Below are 16801 nucleotides of genomic sequence, written 5' to 3' on the forward strand. Positions count from 1 at the left end.
CTTATTTATATAGGTAGCGACGTATGCTCTGCTTGGGCGTCTTCTCGAAGGGCTCCTCACGCAGCTCGAAGCGCTGGATCTGCTCGTAGCTCCCCACCTGGGCGTTGAGTGCGGCACGCTGGGCCTGGATCTGCTGCCAGCCCTCCTCGAGCGTAAGGCCATGCTCCTGGAGGAGCTGCTTATTAGGCACGATGAGCGCCTCCAGCTTGCCCTCACGCATCAGCACGAGGCTCTCCTGCACATAGGGCAGCAAGCCGATCTTAGCCTCGATCTCCTCGGGGTAGATGTTCTGCCCGCTAGGCCCGAGGAGCATCGCCTTGGAGCGTCCACGGATGTAGAGGAAGTGGTCGCTGTCCATCGTCCCGAGGTCGCCCGTACGCATCCAGCCGTCCTCGGTGAAGAGCTGGGCCGTCTGCTCGGGATTCTTGTAGTAGCCCATGCAGACGTTCTCCCCGCGCACCTGGATCTCGCCTATGGTGGCATCCTGCTCCTCAGCGTGCTCGCCCTCGAGGGGAGCGATACGCGCCTCCATGTAGGGGTGCAGCACACGGCCGCAGGAGCGCAGGCGCCACTCATCGGCCCCGATATAGGAGATAAGGGGGGCACACTCGGTCATCCCGTAGCCGACGGTGATGGGGAAGCCGATGCGCTTGAGGAAGGCACCGACCTCGGGATTGAGCGCAGCGCCGCCTACGACGACTTGGCGGAAGGCTCCGCCGAGGCCCTCGGTGAGCTGCTGGCGCACCTTGCGGTAGACGATATTGCGGAGGAAGGGCAGGGCGAGCATGAAGCGTACCTTGCGCGACTTCAGCACGGGCTGCAGGGTATTCTGGTAGATCTTCTCCAGCACAAGGGGCACGGAGATGACGATCGTGGGGCGCACCTTGCGGAAGGCTGCCCCGAGGATCTTGGGCGAGGGAACCTTACCGAGCACGACGACGCGCGTGCCGCTAGCCATAGCTAAGCAGAGATTGATCATGCAGCTATAGACGTGCGCCATGGGGAGGAAGCAGAGGAGTACCTCTCCGGGGTTGATGATCTTGCGCTCCATGCAGAAGACGAGGTTGCCCGCGAAGTTATTCCCCGAAAGCATCACGCCCTTGCTGAAGCCCGTCGTCCCCGAGGTGTAGTTCAGTACGAGGAGCTCGTCATTGGGCGTATGGTAGTAGCTAAGCTCCTCGGGACGCATCCCCTCGGGGTAGCGTGCCTGATGCTGGGCGCGTGCCTCCTCGAGCTGACGCTGGAGCGCCTCTTGTCCCTCAGGGCTGTAGAGCGCCGTCCCCTCCTGGAAGTCCACCACGGCCGTGAGCGCGGGATTGAGCTCGGGGCGCATCTGCTCCCACAGCTTGGCATTGATCCCTAGGATACGCGCCTCAGAGTGGCTGATGATCTGCTGGGCATCAGCAGGGGGGAAGTCCTGTAGGATGGGGACGATGACGGCGCCGTAGGTGATGGTTGCCAGGAAGAAGATCCCCCATTCGGCAGAGTCCTTACCCATGAGGGCAACCTTCTCGCCACGCTGCAGTCCCTGGGCGGCAAAGAAGCTATGCCAGCGGTCAATCTCATCGGCCATTCCCCCGAAGGTATAGGCTCGTCCCTCGTAGTTCTCCATCGCGGGCAGGTCCCAGTGCTTGCGGAAGCTGTCCTCAAAGAGCGAAATAAAGTTCTTAGCTATCATCAGCTGTTATCTAGTCGTCAGTCTTTAGGTTGATCGGCACAGAAGACGCACCCCCAGCCCCACTAGGGCCAGGCGCCATCCTAATATATAAAGGGGAGCAAATGCTCCTCCCTCGAGGAGCGCGCTAGCACTAGCACCTACTTCCTCTAATAACAAAGATACTAAATAGCCACAAAAGAGCGAGGTCAGCCCCCTGTATCGGGAGGCTGACCTCGCTGTCTATAGCTGGCGCCAGAGGCGCTACTGTGGTATTACTGCAGGCGGAAGACTACGGGCACGATGAAGCGCGTACGTACGGCCTTACCCTGCTGGCGACCAGGCTTCCACTTAGGCATAGCCTTGACCACACGGACTGCCTCCCTATCGAGCTCGGGGTCTACGCCCTTGATGGTCTCAACCTGAGAGGCGGAGCCATCACGCTCTACGACGAAGCGAACCATGACCTTACCCTGGATACCGTTGTCCACGGCGCGCTCGGGGTACTGGATATTCTTGGCCAGGTACTTCATGAAGGCTTCCATCCCACCGGGGAACTCAGGCTGCTCCTCTACGATCTCGAAGACGGTCTGGTCTACCTCTTCATCGGTGTTGACGTTCTTAGTCCCGAGGGGGATATTGGGAGGAGGAAGGGGCTTATCCTGGTCTGCGGAGACGAAGGATGGCTTGATGACCTCCTTGTTGTTATCCACGACCTTGAACTCCTCAGGCAGCTGGACCTCGGTCTGCTGTGCCTGCTGGGGCTCTGGTTCGGGTTCGTCGGGCTTCTGCTCGTCCTGGATGTTCATCACCTCATCGATATCCTTGAGGTCAAGCCCCGAAGAGGTATTCGTAGCCTGTGCGACGGAACTGCGCCACTCCAAGCTGACGAACACTACAGAGAGAGCTACCAGTAGTCCGAGCAGGAGCGACAGGCCTTTGCCACGCTCGAGGTCTGCCTTGGGGGACTTCTTGATTTCCATTACTGCTACACTTTATAGTTGTGATACATACGTACGCTCCCGCAAAGGGTGGGAGACGACTTAGTTACTTTTCTGAGGGCAAATATACGAATATATTTTTGTTCCACACACAGGCACAGACAGCTGCTGCACCCAGCGCGAGGGAGCGCCCTCGACCACAGGGTGCCTAGCCTGGGCTAGACCCTCGTGGGAGCTGGACGATCGGCGGGGTCTTCGGCTGCTCGGGGGCGGGCCTTCTGTGCCGCCCCTAGCCTATCCTTGTATATAACGTACACGCGCGAGCTCTAGTATCACAGCTTCCACAGAGCGCTCACCTCCCTCAGAGTACCGCAAGGAGCTCGGGGCCCGAGGCGAGGCATAGGCCGCACACCCAGCCCCTCAGGCAGGCAGCAGCACCTTCTCCTAGGAGGTAGCGCGCCCGAGGGATATCCGTCAGCGCGCTGAGGGATATCCCTCGGCGCCATGAGGGACATCCATCAGGAGGCTGAGGGATACCCCTCACAGGCGTCCCCAGCTAGGTGGGAGCGAGCTCCCAAGGCTCGGCGCGCAGGTCGCGCCCGAGCTCGTGCTGGGATAAGTCCGTAATTTATCGTACCTTTGCGGCGTTTTACGATTGTCTCGGAGACGAGCAGCCTGAGCCCAGAGCGCTGGTCTCAGACTCGTGTGATGGGAAATTAGAAGACACTAATTTTGAGTAACACATTATTAAGAACAGAATGAAGACATTCGCACTCAGCGGTGAGCTCCGCACCGAGCTCGGCAAGAAGGCCTCCAAGGGCCTGCGCGCAGGTGACCAGATCCCTGCAGTCCTCTACGGAGGCAACGACGTGGTTCACTTCACGGTTAGCCAGGAGGCTGTCCGCAACCTCGTCTACTCGCCCGACATCTTCGTTATCGACCTCACCATAGGCGGCAAGACGGTCAAGGCCATCCTCAAGGACCTTCAGTTCCACCCCGTCTCCGACGCGATCCTGCACCTCGACTTCCTCCAGGTAGAGGAAGGTAAGGCTATCGTCATGGAAGTACCCGTCGTCCTCACCGGCCACGCCGAAGGTGTGAAGGCAGGGGGTAAGCTCAGCCTCGAGATGCGTAAGCTCAAGGTACGCGCACCCTACACGGAGATCCCCGAGCAGCTCTTCATCGACGTCACCGAGCTTGGTCTGGGTAAGACCATCCAGGTCGGTGCCCTCAGCTTCGATGGCCTCGAGATCATCAACGCTAAGAACGCTGTCGTCTGTGCCGTCAAGCTCACCCGTGCTGCACGTGGTGCTATGGCCAAGAGCGGCAAGTAAGCTCTCCCACGCGCGTCCCACGGACGCAAGTGCTATACTACGAGAGGCTGCTCCATACCGATGGGGCAGCCTCTCTACCTTCAGCCCGCGCGCAGCTCAGCCGCACGGCCTATCATCACCGATCATCATGCGCCCCCTCCTCACCCTCCTACTCCTCTGCGCTCTGCCCCTGGCTGCCCACGTGCGGCATGAGGGACTGCGCACCGCCAAGCAGCTCGAGCAGCGAGGCGGCGCCGTCTGCGTCCTGGTGCGCGACCTCGAGACGGACTCCCTGCTCGTGGACTGGCGCTCGAGGCAGGACTTCTGCCCTGCCTCTCTGACCAAGATCCCCACGACGGCAGCCTTCCTCGCCCTACGGGGTGCAGACTACCGCTTCCGTATGCCGCTACTGCTGGATGGCGTGCAGCAGGGCGAGACCTTCCAGGGGCGACTCATCGTACAGGCCTCGGGCGACCCCTCCCTCGGCTCGCACTACGTCCCCGAGCGCACGCGTCTGCTGCAGCAGCTCGGCGAGCTGCTCCGCCAGCGCGGCATACGCCACTTCACGGGCGGCATACAGCTCCAGCTGCGGAACCTCCCCGAGCCCGCCTACGGCGTACACTGGCTGGAGGAGGATCTAGACAGCTACTACGGAGCCCCCGTCTCGGGCTGCAACATCGGCGACAACTATGCCGACCTCTACCTCTCCAGCGACAGCGAGGGCGCCGCAGCGGACTACGACCTTGCCTCCGTCTCCCTACCGAGCAGCTCAGGGCTCGAGCTGAGCAGCCGCACCAGCGTCAGCTCACAGATCAGCCCCGCGGGGGACAGCGTCTACCTCTCGGGGCAGATACGCCCAGGCCTCATGCGTCGCTACCAGCGTATGCCGCTCTCGAGCCCCGCACACTACGCCGCTCTATGGCTCAGCGAAGGCCTGCAGCAGCGCGGCATCAGCTTCGGCGAAGCACCTCGCCTCGACTACGACCGCCAGACGGCAGGCGATACCCTCGGCGTCTACGAGTCACTGCCGGCCGACACGCTGGTACGCATCACCAACTTCCGCAGCGCCAATGTCTACGCCGAGGCCCTAGCCTACCACCTCAACCGCCCCGAGGAGCGTCCCGAGGGCCTACCCAAGGGCGTGCTGCGCTACTGGACGGATCGGCTCAAGCTCGACAGACGCTCGCTAGATCTACGTGACGGCTCGGGCCTCAGCCGCTCGGGACGCCTCCAGCCGCAGGCTCTAGAGCAGATCCTGCGCTGCGTATGGCAGGACAGCACGCTGCGCGAGCCCTTCCTCTACAGCCTCCCACGTGCGGGCTACGAGGGCTCGGTACGTAGTCTCACCCTCCGCCCCGAGATCACGGCCCAGGTCAAGAGCGGCTCGCTGCGCGGCGTACGCGGCTATGCGGGCTACCTCGAGCATGAGGGACGCTGGTACAGCATCGTCTACATCGCCAACGGCATAGGGGCTGAGGCCGCGCGCCAGGGCTTCATCCAGACGGCCAACGAGCTCTTCTATCCCCCTGCCCCAGCGGCCACGAAGCACAAGGCGGACAGGCACGCCACCAGCGCCAAGGCAGGGGCGAAGAAGTCCCGCAGCAGCTCGGCCAAGGCTACTAAGGGCAAGGCAGCGAAGGCTAAGCCCACGAAGGCCGCCGCCAGCAAAGCCTCCCGTAAGGGCAAGGGCAAGCGCTAGAGCACCACGTCCCCAAAGCAATCAGGCCCCTCACTCCGTGATCGGGGTGAGGGGCCTGAGCTATGGGGGAGCCACGAGTGGATTGAGCGAAAACTCCTATGAACAGGATTTGAGCTCCTGCCTACCTTTGTAATCTACCGCTCTCCCCGAGGGGAGAATGAGCCGCGGCCCATTGTAGCTCGCCATTGGTAGGTAGGTTGACTCGGTTTTCAATGTTGTACGTTGAGTTTCCCTATCGACAACGTGGCTCTTTGAGTCTTTTCCTACGACAAAGTTAAGATTTATATACAAAGAAAGCAAGCCCCCTTCCGCGGGGCGCTTTGCCTAGCTGTTTTGCGCTTTGCCCCTAGGGCTCAGCCCGCATCCCTTAGCCCTCGAGCACGCTTGTCCCATCGAGGCCGAGCCGTGCTGAGAGATATCCATCAGCGCCCTGAGGGACGTCTGTCAGCCGCTTGAGGGATATCAGTCAGCAGAGCACAGGGATATCCATCAACGAGGCGAGGCTTAGGACGGCGCTTCGCAAGCCTCTTGAGCCGCCTCGCCACCAGACGAAGGTCAGCAGGCGGAGGACCTGCTGGGAGCAGGCCAAGCGTCGCCTCGGATGGGCGCAAAAAGCAGTGCCGAGCGCAGCCTAGGCCGCCTCGGCACTTTTCTTCGCAGCAGATTAAACCTTCGCCCCGCTCAGGCATCCAAGTTTTATCCTTTTGCATGCTATCGCCTCGGGTAGCGGCACCAAGACACATCCTTAATAGATATAGAGTATATGACCCACAGACGTATCGTCATCACCTCGCTCAGCCTCGCCCTAGTGGGGCTGCTGGGGCTCAGCGCCTGCGGCGGCTCGGGAGAGCAAGCCCAGCAAGGCGCCCAAGGCGCGCCCGAGCTACCCGTCCGCACCCTCGCCAGCAGTGACTTCTCCGTAGACAACAGCTACCCTGCCGTCATCCGTGGGGAGGATGACGCCGAGATCCGCCCCAAGGTCTCTGGCTTCATCACCAAGGTCCTCGTCAGCGAGGGGCAGGCCGTCCGCCCCGGGCAAGCCCTCTTCCAGCTCGACGACGTCACCTATCGCGCGGCCGTCAATCAGGCTGCCGCCAGCCTCTCCAGTGCCGAGGCTACCCTCTCCACCGCTCAGCTCAACGAGCGCAACAGCAAGGAGCTGCTCGCCAAGAACATCATCAGCACGAGTGCCTACGAGGAGGTCGCCAACGCCCTGAGGAGTGCCACCGCTGGCGTGGCCGTAGCGAAGGCCAACCTCACGGCCGCACGCGAGAACCTCTCCTTCTGCACCGTCTCCAGCCCCGTGGCGGGTGTCGTCGGCTCGATCAACTACCGTGTCGGGAACCTCGTCAGCCCGCAGAGCGCCCAGGCACTGACCCAGGTGTCCAATACCAAGCAGGCCTTCGTCTACTTCTCCCTCTCGGAGCGCGAGCTGCGCTCCTATACGGGGGGCCAGGTCTCGGGCGACCTCACGACGCTCTTCCCCAAGGTACGCCTTACGCTAGCCGACGGCAGCAGCTACCCCGAGGAGGGTACGGTGAAGGGCGTCAGCGGCGTCATCGACCGCACGACGGGCTCGGTGACGCTGCGCGTAGACTTCCCCAACGCCTCAGGCCAGCTGCGTAGCGGGGGCGTCGGCACGGTACATCTACCCGCCCGCACGACGGCGGCGATCCTCGTCCCCCAGTCGGCGACGGTGGAGATGCTGCACAAGAAGTTCGTCTACACACTGGGCTCGGACGGCAAGGTGAAGTTCACCGAGATCACGGTCAGCCCCTACGACGACGGGCAGAGCTATACCGTGACCTCGGGGCTCAAGGTCGGCGATCGCATCGTCACGGCAGGGACGACGACACTACGTGAAGGTATGGAGATCAAGGCCCTGAGCGAAGCCGAATACGCGGCACGCCAGGAGGCGATCCAGAAGCAGATGATGGGCGGCGGCGCCCAGCGTAAATAAGGGTACGATAGCGACTAGACTATGAACCTCACTAGATTCATCCAGCGGCCCGTCCTCTCCACGGTGATCTCGATCTTCATCGTGATCCTCGGGGTCATCGGCCTGCTGCAGCTGCCGATCGAGCAGTACCCCAACATCGCTCCGCCCACCGTCCAGGTGTCGACCGCCTACGCAGGGGCCGATGCCCAGACCGTACTGAACTCAGTGATCGCCCCCCTCGAGGAGCAGATCAATGGCGTAGAGGGCATGACCTACATGACCTCTACGGCGACCAACTCAGGGGGCGCGCAGATCACCGTCTACTTCCGCGAGGGTACAGACCCCGATATGGCGGCCGTCAACGTGCAGAACCGCGTGCAGCAGGCGCAGGCCCTCCTGCCTGCCGACGTCGTGCGCGTCGGGGTGACGACGCAGAAGCGCCAGTCCAGCATGCTTCTCGTCTACTCCCTGAGCAGCACGGATGGACGCTACGACGCGGAGTTCCTGGCCAACTACGCCGACATCAACATCATCCCCTCGATGAAGCGCGTGCAGGGTGTGGGCTCAGCCAATACCTTCAGCCAGTCCACCTACGCCATGCGTCTGTGGCTCGACCCCGATAAGATGCGCGCCTACGGCCTTATCCCCTCGGACGTCTCGGCGATACTCTCAGCGCAGAACTTCGAGGCTGCGCCCGGGAGCCTCGGCGAGTCAGGCGACCGCACCTACGAGTACACGCTGCGCTACAAGGGGCGTCTCAAGGAGCTGAGCGAGTACGAGAACGTCATCCTACGCTCCGACGAGGCCGGCGGTATCATCCGCCTCAAGGACGTGGCCAAGGTAGAGCTTGGCTCCCTCAGCTACGGCTCCAACTCCAAGCTCAACGGCCATCCCGCCGTCTCGGGGATGGTCACTCAGATCGCGGGCTCCAATGCCAACGACATCGTCCGCGATATCAAGGCACAGCTCAAGGAGCTAGAGAAGGACTTCCCTCCCGGTATGGAGATCCAGTACGTCGTGGACGTCACGGACTTCCTCCAGGCCTCGATCGAGCACGTCATCCAGACGCTGCTGGAGGCCTTCCTCCTGGTCTTCATCGTGGTCTACCTCTTCCTGCAGGACCTGCGCTCCACGCTGATCCCCGCTATCGCCGTACCAGTGTCGCTGGTGGGTACCTTCTTTGTGCTGAACCTCTTCGGCTTCTCGCTCAACCTCCTCACGCTCTCGGCGCTGGTGCTCGCCATCGCTATTGTAGTGGATGACGCCATCGTAGTCGTGGAGGCCGTGCATGCCAAGCTCGACGAGGGCTACCAGTCGGCGCGGCAGGCTAGCATCGATGCCATGCACGAGATCTCAGGGGCCATCATCTCCATCACGCTGGTGATGGCGGCGGTCTTCGTACCCGTGTCCTTCATCTCGGGCATCAGTGGGGCCTTCTTCCGCGAGTTCGGGATCACGATGGCCATCGCTATTGTGATCTCGGCGGTGAACGCCCTGACGCTGAGCCCCGCCCTGTGCGCGCTCCTGCTGCGAGCCCACACCGACCACGAGGGGAAGAAGCTCAACTTCGTCAAGCGCTTCCATCTGGCCTTCAACACCGCCTACGATCGACACGTGCAGCGCCCCTATGAGCGCTTCGTCCGCTTCTTCACGGGGCACAAGGTCAGCGCGGCTGTCCTCGTCGTGGTGAGCATCCTCACGACGGGCTACTTCATGATGACGACCAGCAGTGAGCTCGTCCCCAGCGAGGACACGGGCTCCGTGATGGTCGCCGTCTCCACGCCGGCGGGGACGAGCCGCGAGAAGACTGAGGCGCTACTGGCTAAGGTCGCCAAGGTCGCCGAAGCCCAGGAGGGCGTCTCGAAGGTAATGCAGATCTCGGGCTTCAGCTTTATGGGTGGGAGCGGGTCGAACTATGCCTCCATGTTCATCAACATGAAGCCCTTCGACGAGCGCAGCGCTACGGCGGCCGCCGTAGCGCGCACGCTGATGGCCTACGGCGCTACGCTCCCCGACGCGACCGTGATAGCTATGACCCCGCCGATGATCCCTGGCTACGGGATGTCCTCGGGCGTATCACTGACGATGCTCGACCGTACGGGCGGCTCGCTGGACAAGTTCTTCAGCGAGACGCAGAAGTTCCTCGGCGCGCTCAACGCCCGTCCCGAGGTGGCCTACGCCATGACGCAGTACAATGCTAGCTACCCGCAGTACCTCATCGATGTGGACGTGGCGGCCGCGATGCGTAGCGGCACGACGCCTCAGGCCATCCTCGCCACGCTGCAGGGCTACTTCGGTGGGATGTACGTCTCCAATTTTAATAGCTACGGCAAGCTCTACCGTGTCCTCCTGCAGACTGCCCCTGAGGAGCGCCTCGATATCAATGCCCTATCCAGCATCTACGTACGCACGGGGAGCGGGGAGATGGCACCCATCACCAGCTTCATCACGACGGAGAAGGTCTACGGCCCTGCGAGCATCAGCCGCTTCAACCTCTACACCTCGATCGACGTGATGGCTGCTCCCGCCCCAGGCTACGCTACGGGGGACGTCCTCAAGGCGATCTCTGAGGTCTCAGCCCAGACGCTGCCCGCAGGCTACGGCTACGACTATACGGGGCTGACGCGCTCCGAGCAGGAGTCCTCCGATACGACGACGCTGATCTTCGGCCTCTGTCTGCTCTTCGTCTACCTCATCCTGAGCGCTCAGTACGAGAGCTACGTGCTGCCGCTGTCGGTCATCCTGTCCATCCCCTTCGGCCTCTTCGGCTCCTACCTCTTCGTGCAGCTCTTCGGCCACACCAATAATATCTACACGCAGATCGCTCTGATCATGCTCATTGGGCTGCTGGCGAAGAACGCTATCCTCATCGTAGAGTTCGCCGTCGAGCGCCGCCAGCGTGGCCTCAGCATCTACGAGGCTGCCATCCAGGGTGCTGTAGCGCGTCTCCGACCCATCCTCATGACCTCGCTGGCGATGATCATCGGGCTGCTCCCGCTGATGTTCGCCTCGGGCGTCGGCGCCAACGGCAACTCTACGCTCGGCGCTACCACCGTGGGTGGGATGCTCATCGGGATGGTGCTGCAGATCTTCGTCGTCCCCACGCTCTTTGTCATCTTCCAGTACCTCCAGGAGCGCATCAAGCCTCTGGAGCCCAAGGAACCCAATACGCTCGCTCATGAAGAAGCTTAGCCATAGCCTCCTCCCCTGCCTAGGGCTCACGCTCGCCCTCTCCAGCTGCGGCATCTACTCCCGCTACCAGCGCCCCACGGGGATCACTACCGAGGTCTACCGCACAGACCAAGCGGTGCTGGCCTCGGCGGATAGCAGCACCAGCCTCGGGCGCCTGCCCTGGCGCGGGCTCTTCACCGACCCGCAGCTCCAGCAGCTCATAGAGGAGGCGCTGCGGCAGAATGTCGACCTACAGACGGCTGCCCTCTCGGTGCGTCAGGCCGAGGCGCAGCTAAAGGCCGCACGCCTCTCCTTCTTCCCCAGCCTCAGCCTCGCCCCCAGCGTCAGCACCCGCAAGAGCGAAGGTGCCGACGCCACGCACAGCTACGAGCTGCCCGTACAGGCAAGCTGGCAGGTGGACCTCTTCGGCGCGCTGCTCAATGCCTCACGCAGCAGCCAGGCACAGCTGCTGCGGGCCCAGGAGTACCAGCGCCTCGTCCAGAGCCGCCTCATCGCCAGCGTCGCCAATGGCTACTACACGCTGCTGATGCTCGACCGTCAGCTCGCCCTCAGCCAGGAGGCTGCTGGGCTCGCCCAGCGCACCCTCGAGGTGATGCAGGCGCAGAAGGAGCACGGCCGCGCCCTCGAGTCCGCCGTCCAGTCGGCACGTGCGGCGCTCCATCAGGTGCAGGCCAGCCTCCCCGAGATCAAGCGCCAGCGCATCGCAGCCGAGAACAGCCTAGCGCTGCTCCTAGGCCAGTCCCCCCGCAGCTACGAGCGCAGCACGCTGGAGGCACAGAGGCTGCCCGAGCAGCTCTCCGTCGGGCTGCCCGTCCAGCTCCTCAGTCAGCGCCCCGATGTACGTGTGGCGGAGCTGGCTCTGGCCAGCTGCTACTATCAGACGAATGCCGCCCGCTCAGCCCTCTACCCCACGCTCAGCATCAGCGGCAGCCTCGGCTGGGTCGGTAGCCTCGGGCAGGCGGTGGCGAACCCCATGCGTCTGGTCAGCTCTGCCGTCGGTGCGCTGGCGCAGCCCATCTTCGCCCGCGGTCGGCTTGTGGCGGGGCTTCGCGTAGCCCAGGCGGAGCAGGAGAAGGCCCTCCTAGCCTTCCAGCAGAGCCTCCTCTCGGCAGGGGCTGAGGTCAGCAATGCCCTAGCCCTCTACGAGGCCTCCACCGAGCGTGTCGCCGAGGAGGCCAAGCAGATCGAGAGCCTCAAGGCCAATGTCGCCATCACGGAGGAACTCTTCCGCTCGGGCCGCAGCAGCTCCTACCTCGAGGTCATCAGCGCCCAGCAATCGCTCCTGCAGGCTCAGCTGACGGAGGTACGTGACCGCTTCTCCCGCATGCAGGCCGTGGTGAACCTCTACAATGCCCTCGGAGGCGGCGCCGACACGGAGAAGCCTTAGCCTCCCCGAGCCCTATACGCGGCATCGCCCGCACGGCACTCAGCCCGCTCTACTAGAGCGACGATGAGCGCCGTGCGGGCGATGTCTTTTTATATTGCTAGCTAGGGAGCTCCGTCCCCTTCCTTAGCCCTCGCGGGACGAAGGGTATGCTCTCGGCAAGCTCCAGCCCAAGCCTCGCCCGAGCTGAGAGATATCCATCAGCCCACTGAGAGACGTCCGTCAGGAGGCTGAGGGATAGCAGTCAGCGCCGCTCAGGGATATCCCTCAGCTCGGGGAGCCCTTAGGAGAGTGTACCCCGAGCCACTCGAGACGCCGATCTGAGGGACAAGGCGAGGCAGGCGGAGAGCCCGCTGGGAGCAAGCCGAGCACGGCCTCGGATGGAGGCTAAAAGCAGGGGCGAGCGCCGCCTGGACGAGCCGTGGTGTATTCTGAGAATTATTTCTACCTTTGTTAATAGGAGGGCAGACAGATAGCTACCCTCCTGAAGCTATCACCCTAAGACAGATAATGAACGAGTTTAGAAAGTATGCGACGGGGCACCTGGGGATGAACTCCCTCGCCCTGGAGCACTATATGCAGGTACAAAGCAGCTATATCTCCCCTACGATCGTAGAGGAGCGCCCGATGAACGTGGCACAGATGGACGTCTTCTCCCGCCTGATGATGGACCGCATCATCTTCCTAGGCAGCCAAATCGACGACTATGCTGCCAATGTCATTCAGGCGCAGCTCCTCTTCCTCGACAGCAGTGAGCCCGGTAAGGATATCTCTATCTATATCAACTCTCCTGGGGGTAGTGTATATGCTGGCTACGGCATCTATGACACGATGCAGTATATCGGCAGCGACGTCTCGACCATCTGCACGGGGGTAGCCGCCTCCATGGCCTCCATCCTCCTGGTGGCGGGCGCCAAGGGCAAGCGCTTCGCTCTGCCCCACTCCCGCATCATGATCCACCAGCCGCTGGGGGGTATGCAGGGACAGGCCAGCGACATGGAGATCGCCGCACGCGAGATCCTCAAGGTCAAGAAGGAGCTCTATACCATCCTCTCCGAGCACTCAGGGCAGAGCTTCGAGACCATCGAGCGCGACAGCGACCGCGACTACTGGCTCACCGCTCCCGAGGCCCTGGACTACGGGATGATCGACCGCGTACTCAAGCGTGAGGAGAAGTAAGTATGGCTAAGAAGGCAAACAAAGGACACTGCGTCCTCTGCGGACGTCCCGAGGACGAAGTCCCCTTCCTCCTGGAGGGCGTCGACGGCAAGGTCTGCCCTGACTGCGTAGCCCTGGCGATGAACATGCTCAGGGAGAACGAGCTCCTCAAGGAGACCAAGGCTCAGCCCTTCGGCTCCCCCGAGCTCGACCTCAAGGCCCTGCCCAAGCCCCAGGACATCAAGGAGCACCTCGACCACTACGTCGTCGGACAGGACGAGGCCAAGCGCTACCTCTCGGTAGCTGTCTACAATCACTACAAGCGTCTCTTGCAGCACCAGGAGCCCCACGATGAGGTCGAGATCGAGAAGAGCAACATCCTACTACTCGGCCCCACGGGTACGGGCAAGACGCTGCTAGCGAAGACCATCGCCCGCCTCCTGCAGGTACCCTTCACCATCGTAGACGCCACCGTACTGACGCAGGCCGGCTACGTCGGTGAGGACATCGAGAGCCTACTGACGCGCCTCTTGCAGGTCGCCGACTACGACGTGGCGGCGGCCGAGCGCGGCATCGTCTTCATCGACGAGATCGACAAGATCGCCCGCAAGGGGGACAATCCCTCCATCACACGTGACGTCAGTGGCGAGGGCGTCCAGCAGGGTCTGCTCAAGCTCCTGGAGGGCTCCATCGTCAACGTCCCCCCTCAGGGCGGGCGCAAGCACCCCGATCAGCCCATGATCCAGGTGAACACGCAGCACATCCTCTTCATCTGCGCGGGGGCCTTCGACGGCATCGAGCGCAAGATCGCCCACCGCCTCAACACGCGCATCGTCGGCTACAACAGCCCCGGCGCCCAGCACGCCCACCTCAAGGAGGAGGAACTGCTGCGCTACGTCGACGCCCGTGACCTGAAGAGCTACGGCCTCATCCCCGAGATCATCGGCCGCCTGCCCATCATCACGCACCTCAATCCCCTGACGCGCGAGACCCTGCGCATGATCCTCACCGAGCCCCGCAATGCCCTGACGCGCCAGTACACCCGTATGCTCGCCATGGACGGCATCGCCCTGCACTACACCGAGGACGCCCTAGACGCGATCGTGGAGAAGACCATGGAGCAGAAGCTAGGCGCACGCGGTCTACGTGCCATCATGGAGCAGGTGATGATGGAGGCTATGTACCGACTGCCCTCCGAGCAGGTCACAGAGTTCACCATCGACCGCGCCTACGTAGAGGCACGTCTGGCGGAGAGCCAGGGCGTCATCCAGGCTTAGCCCGCCCCGAGCCCCGAGGCCTTAGCGCTCCACCCATCCACCCAGCACACACGATCGTACTATGACAGAGACTCAGCTCCTCAGCGCCCTCAAGCAGTCCTTCGGCTTCGACGCCTTCAAGGGGCAGCAGCTCCCGGTCATTGAGCACACGCTGGCTGGAGGCGATAGCTTCGTCCTCATGCCTACGGGTGGCGGGAAGAGTCTCTGCTATCAGCTGCCTGCCCTCCTGATGGAGGGGACGGCGGTCATCTTCTCCCCCCTGATCGCTCTGATGAAGAATCAGGTGGACGCCATACGTGGCTACTGCACGGAGGATGGGATAGCCCACTTCCTCAACTCGACCCTCTCGCGCCCCCAGCTCGAGCAGGTCAAGGAAGATCTGATCACAGGCCGCACCAAGCTCCTCTACGTAGCCCCCGAGGCCCTGCACCGACAGGAGTATGTGGAGCTGCTGCGCCAGGTCCAGATCTCCTTCTACGCCGTGGATGAGGCACACTGTATCTCGGAGTGGGGGCATGACTTCCGCCCCGAGTACCGCCGCATCCGCAGTCTCATCGAGGATATAGCCTCGCGACCCATCATGGCGCTGACGGCCACTGCTACCCCCAAGGTGCAGCAGGACATCATGCGCAACCTGAAGCTCCGGAATGCTGCCACCTTCCAGAGCTCCTTTAACCGCCCCAATCTCTTCTACCGCATCCTCCCCAAGACGGAGGACACCGACAGCGATATCGTCCGCTACATCCTCACCAACCGAGGCAAGAGCGGCATCATCTACTGCATGCGACGCACCGAGGTCGAGCGGCTAGCAGAGATCCTACAGGCCAACGGCATCAAGGCCCTCCCCTACCACGCAGGTATGGAGGCGAAGGATCGTATGAGCAATCAGGACGACTTCCTCGAGGAGCGTGCTGAGGTCATCGTCGCCACCATCGCCTTCGGCATGGGCATCGACAAGCCCGACGTACGCTACGTCATCCACTACGACATGCCCAAGAGTCTCGAGGGCTACTACCAAGAGACAGGGCGTGCCGGACGCGACGGAGGCGAAGGCGTATGTATCGCCTACTACGACCCGACCGCCCTCGGGAAGCTGGAGCGCTTCACCAAGGGCAAGTCCGTCGCCGACCAGGAGATCGCCAAGGTCCTCCTGAGGGAGACGGCCGACTATGCCGAGACCAAGCTATGCCGCCGCGCATTCCTCCTCCATTACTTCGGGGAGCGCTACGAGCAGACGAACTGTGGCAGTTGTGATAATTGTTTAGTACCTAAGAGTAAAGTGGAAGCAAAAGAACTGCTTTTGAAAGTCCTTGAGGTCGTCAGCACGCTCAAGGAGAAGTTCAACGAAGACTATGTCGTCACGATCCTACGTGGGGAGACCAACAGCGATGTGGAGTCCTTTCACCACGAGGAGCTCGAGTGCTTCGGCATCGGCGAGGGCGTCGAGGAGAGCACTTGGACGACCTGCATACGACAGGCACTCATCGCAGGCTACCTCACCAAGGACGTAGAGCACTACGGCCTACTGAAGCTCACCCCCGCGGGCAAGAAGTTCATGAAGAAGCCCACGAGCTTCGTCATCGAGGTAGAGGACGAGAGCGAGGAGGCACAGCCTAGCAGCTCGGCACAGGGCGGAGGCGAGGCCACCGACCCCATACTCTACGGCCTGATGAAGGACCTCAGGAAGAAGATGGGCCAGCAGAACGATGTGCCGCCCTACGTCATCTTCCAGGACGCCTCCCTCGAAGCCATGGCCACGCTCTACCCCATCACCCTAGAGGAGCTGCAGAATATCCCTGGCGTCGGCGCAGGTAAGGCTGCACGCTACGGACAGAAGTTCCTCGAGCTGATCCGCCGCCACGTCCAAGACAACGACATCCAGCGTCCCGCCGACATCCGAGTACGCACCACGCCCAATAAGTCCAAGCTCAAGGTGAGCATCATCCAGCAGATCGACCGCAAGGTCGCACTGGACGACATCGCCATCGCCCTAGGGCTGGACTTCGAGGATCTGATCCGCGAGGTCGAGGCCATCGTCTACTCGGGCACACGCATCAATATCAATTACTTCATCGAGGACGTTGTAGATGAAGACCGCGTAGCGGACATCTACGAGTACTTCAAGGAGTCCGTCACGGACGACATCAACGAGGCCCTGAGTGAGCTGGGCAGCGACTACTCAGAGGAAGAGGTACGTCTCATACGTATTAAGTTCCTCTCCGAGCTGGCCAACTAGCCCCATCA

At 62.3% G+C, this 16801-nt stretch carries 10 protein-coding genes; 8 read left to right on the forward strand and 2 right to left on the reverse strand.

Features of this window, described 5'->3' with window-relative positions:
* Nucleotide 1: 1 nt before the first annotated feature.
* Nucleotides 2-1678, reverse strand: a complete 1677-nt coding sequence (locus tag J4862_RS05770) for an AMP-binding protein (protein ID WP_211788178.1) — start codon at nt 1676-1678, stop codon at nt 2-4.
* A 251-nt stretch (nt 1679-1929) separates the two neighbouring features.
* Entirely contained in the window at nt 1930-2637 is a 708-nt protein-coding gene (locus tag J4862_RS05775; RefSeq protein ID WP_211788179.1) for an energy transducer TonB, read from the reverse strand.
* A 716-nt stretch (nt 2638-3353) separates the two neighbouring features.
* Between J4862_RS05775 and J4862_RS05780 the strand changes: the two genes are divergently transcribed.
* The 8 genes from J4862_RS05780 to recQ all read left to right on the forward strand — a co-directional run bounded on the left by J4862_RS05780 (nt 3354) and on the right by recQ (nt 16793).
* On the forward strand, nt 3354-3929 hold the full coding sequence (locus tag J4862_RS05780; protein WP_211788180.1) for a 50S ribosomal protein L25/general stress protein Ctc: 576 nt from the start codon (nt 3354-3356) through the stop codon (nt 3927-3929).
* 127 nt (nt 3930-4056) lie between these two features.
* Nucleotides 4057-5607, forward strand: coding sequence for a D-alanyl-D-alanine carboxypeptidase/D-alanyl-D-alanine-endopeptidase (dacB, locus tag J4862_RS05785; RefSeq protein WP_211788181.1), 1551 nt, complete (start codon nt 4057-4059; stop codon nt 5605-5607).
* A 763-nt stretch (nt 5608-6370) separates the two neighbouring features.
* A complete protein-coding gene (locus tag J4862_RS05790; protein ID WP_211788182.1) occupies nt 6371-7567 on the forward strand; it encodes an efflux RND transporter periplasmic adaptor subunit in 1197 nt (398 codons plus the stop codon).
* 21 nt (nt 7568-7588) lie between these two features.
* Complete coding sequence (locus tag J4862_RS05795; protein WP_211788183.1) at nt 7589-10738, forward strand: efflux RND transporter permease subunit; 3150 nt, start codon at nt 7589-7591, stop codon at nt 10736-10738.
* Nucleotides 10725-12125 (forward strand): efflux transporter outer membrane subunit, encoded by a 1401-nt coding sequence (locus J4862_RS05800; protein ID WP_211788184.1) that lies wholly within the window; start codon nt 10725-10727, stop codon nt 12123-12125. Before J4862_RS05795 ends, J4862_RS05800 begins: the two co-directional genes overlap by 14 nt.
* 507 nt (nt 12126-12632) lie before the next feature.
* Entirely contained in the window at nt 12633-13301 is a 669-nt protein-coding gene (gene clpP / locus J4862_RS05805) for an ATP-dependent Clp endopeptidase proteolytic subunit ClpP (RefSeq protein WP_211788185.1), read from the forward strand.
* 2 nt (nt 13302-13303) lie between these two features.
* Nucleotides 13304-14557 carry an ATP-dependent Clp protease ATP-binding subunit ClpX gene (clpX, locus tag J4862_RS05810; RefSeq protein ID WP_211788186.1) on the forward strand — a complete coding sequence of 418 codons (1254 nt, stop codon included), beginning with the start codon at nt 13304-13306 and terminating at the stop codon, nt 14555-14557.
* A 61-nt stretch (nt 14558-14618) separates the two neighbouring features.
* Nucleotides 14619-16793, forward strand: a complete 2175-nt coding sequence (recQ, locus tag J4862_RS05815; protein WP_211788187.1) for a DNA helicase RecQ — start codon at nt 14619-14621, stop codon at nt 16791-16793.
* Nucleotides 16794-16801 lie beyond the last annotated feature (8 nt).

This window comes from Porphyromonas sp. oral taxon 275 (genome assembly GCF_018127745.1).
Taxonomy (GTDB): domain Bacteria; phylum Bacteroidota; class Bacteroidia; order Bacteroidales; family Porphyromonadaceae; genus Porphyromonas.

What these genes read in the sequence shown, in the direction of transcription:
- J4862_RS05770 (WP_211788178.1), bottom strand. Translation starts at nt 1,678, where the DNA reads ATGATAGCTAAGAACTTTATTTCGCTCTTTGAGGACAGCTTCCGCAAG.
- J4862_RS05800 (WP_211788184.1), top strand. Translation starts at nt 10,725, where the DNA reads ATGAAGAAGCTTAGCCATAGCCTCCTCCCCTGCCTAGGGCTCACGCTC.
- dacB (WP_211788181.1), top strand. Translation starts at nt 4,057, where the DNA reads ATGCGCCCCCTCCTCACCCTCCTACTCCTCTGCGCTCTGCCCCTGGCT.
- J4862_RS05790 (WP_211788182.1), top strand. Translation starts at nt 6,371, where the DNA reads ATGACCCACAGACGTATCGTCATCACCTCGCTCAGCCTCGCCCTAGTG.
- J4862_RS05780 (WP_211788180.1), top strand. Translation starts at nt 3,354, where the DNA reads ATGAAGACATTCGCACTCAGCGGTGAGCTCCGCACCGAGCTCGGCAAG.
- J4862_RS05775 (WP_211788179.1), bottom strand. Translation starts at nt 2,637, where the DNA reads ATGGAAATCAAGAAGTCCCCCAAGGCAGACCTCGAGCGTGGCAAAGGC.
- clpX (WP_211788186.1), top strand. Translation starts at nt 13,304, where the DNA reads ATGGCTAAGAAGGCAAACAAAGGACACTGCGTCCTCTGCGGACGTCCC.
- J4862_RS05795 (WP_211788183.1), top strand. Translation starts at nt 7,589, where the DNA reads ATGAACCTCACTAGATTCATCCAGCGGCCCGTCCTCTCCACGGTGATC.
- clpP (WP_211788185.1), top strand. Translation starts at nt 12,633, where the DNA reads ATGAACGAGTTTAGAAAGTATGCGACGGGGCACCTGGGGATGAACTCC.
- recQ (WP_211788187.1), top strand. Translation starts at nt 14,619, where the DNA reads ATGACAGAGACTCAGCTCCTCAGCGCCCTCAAGCAGTCCTTCGGCTTC.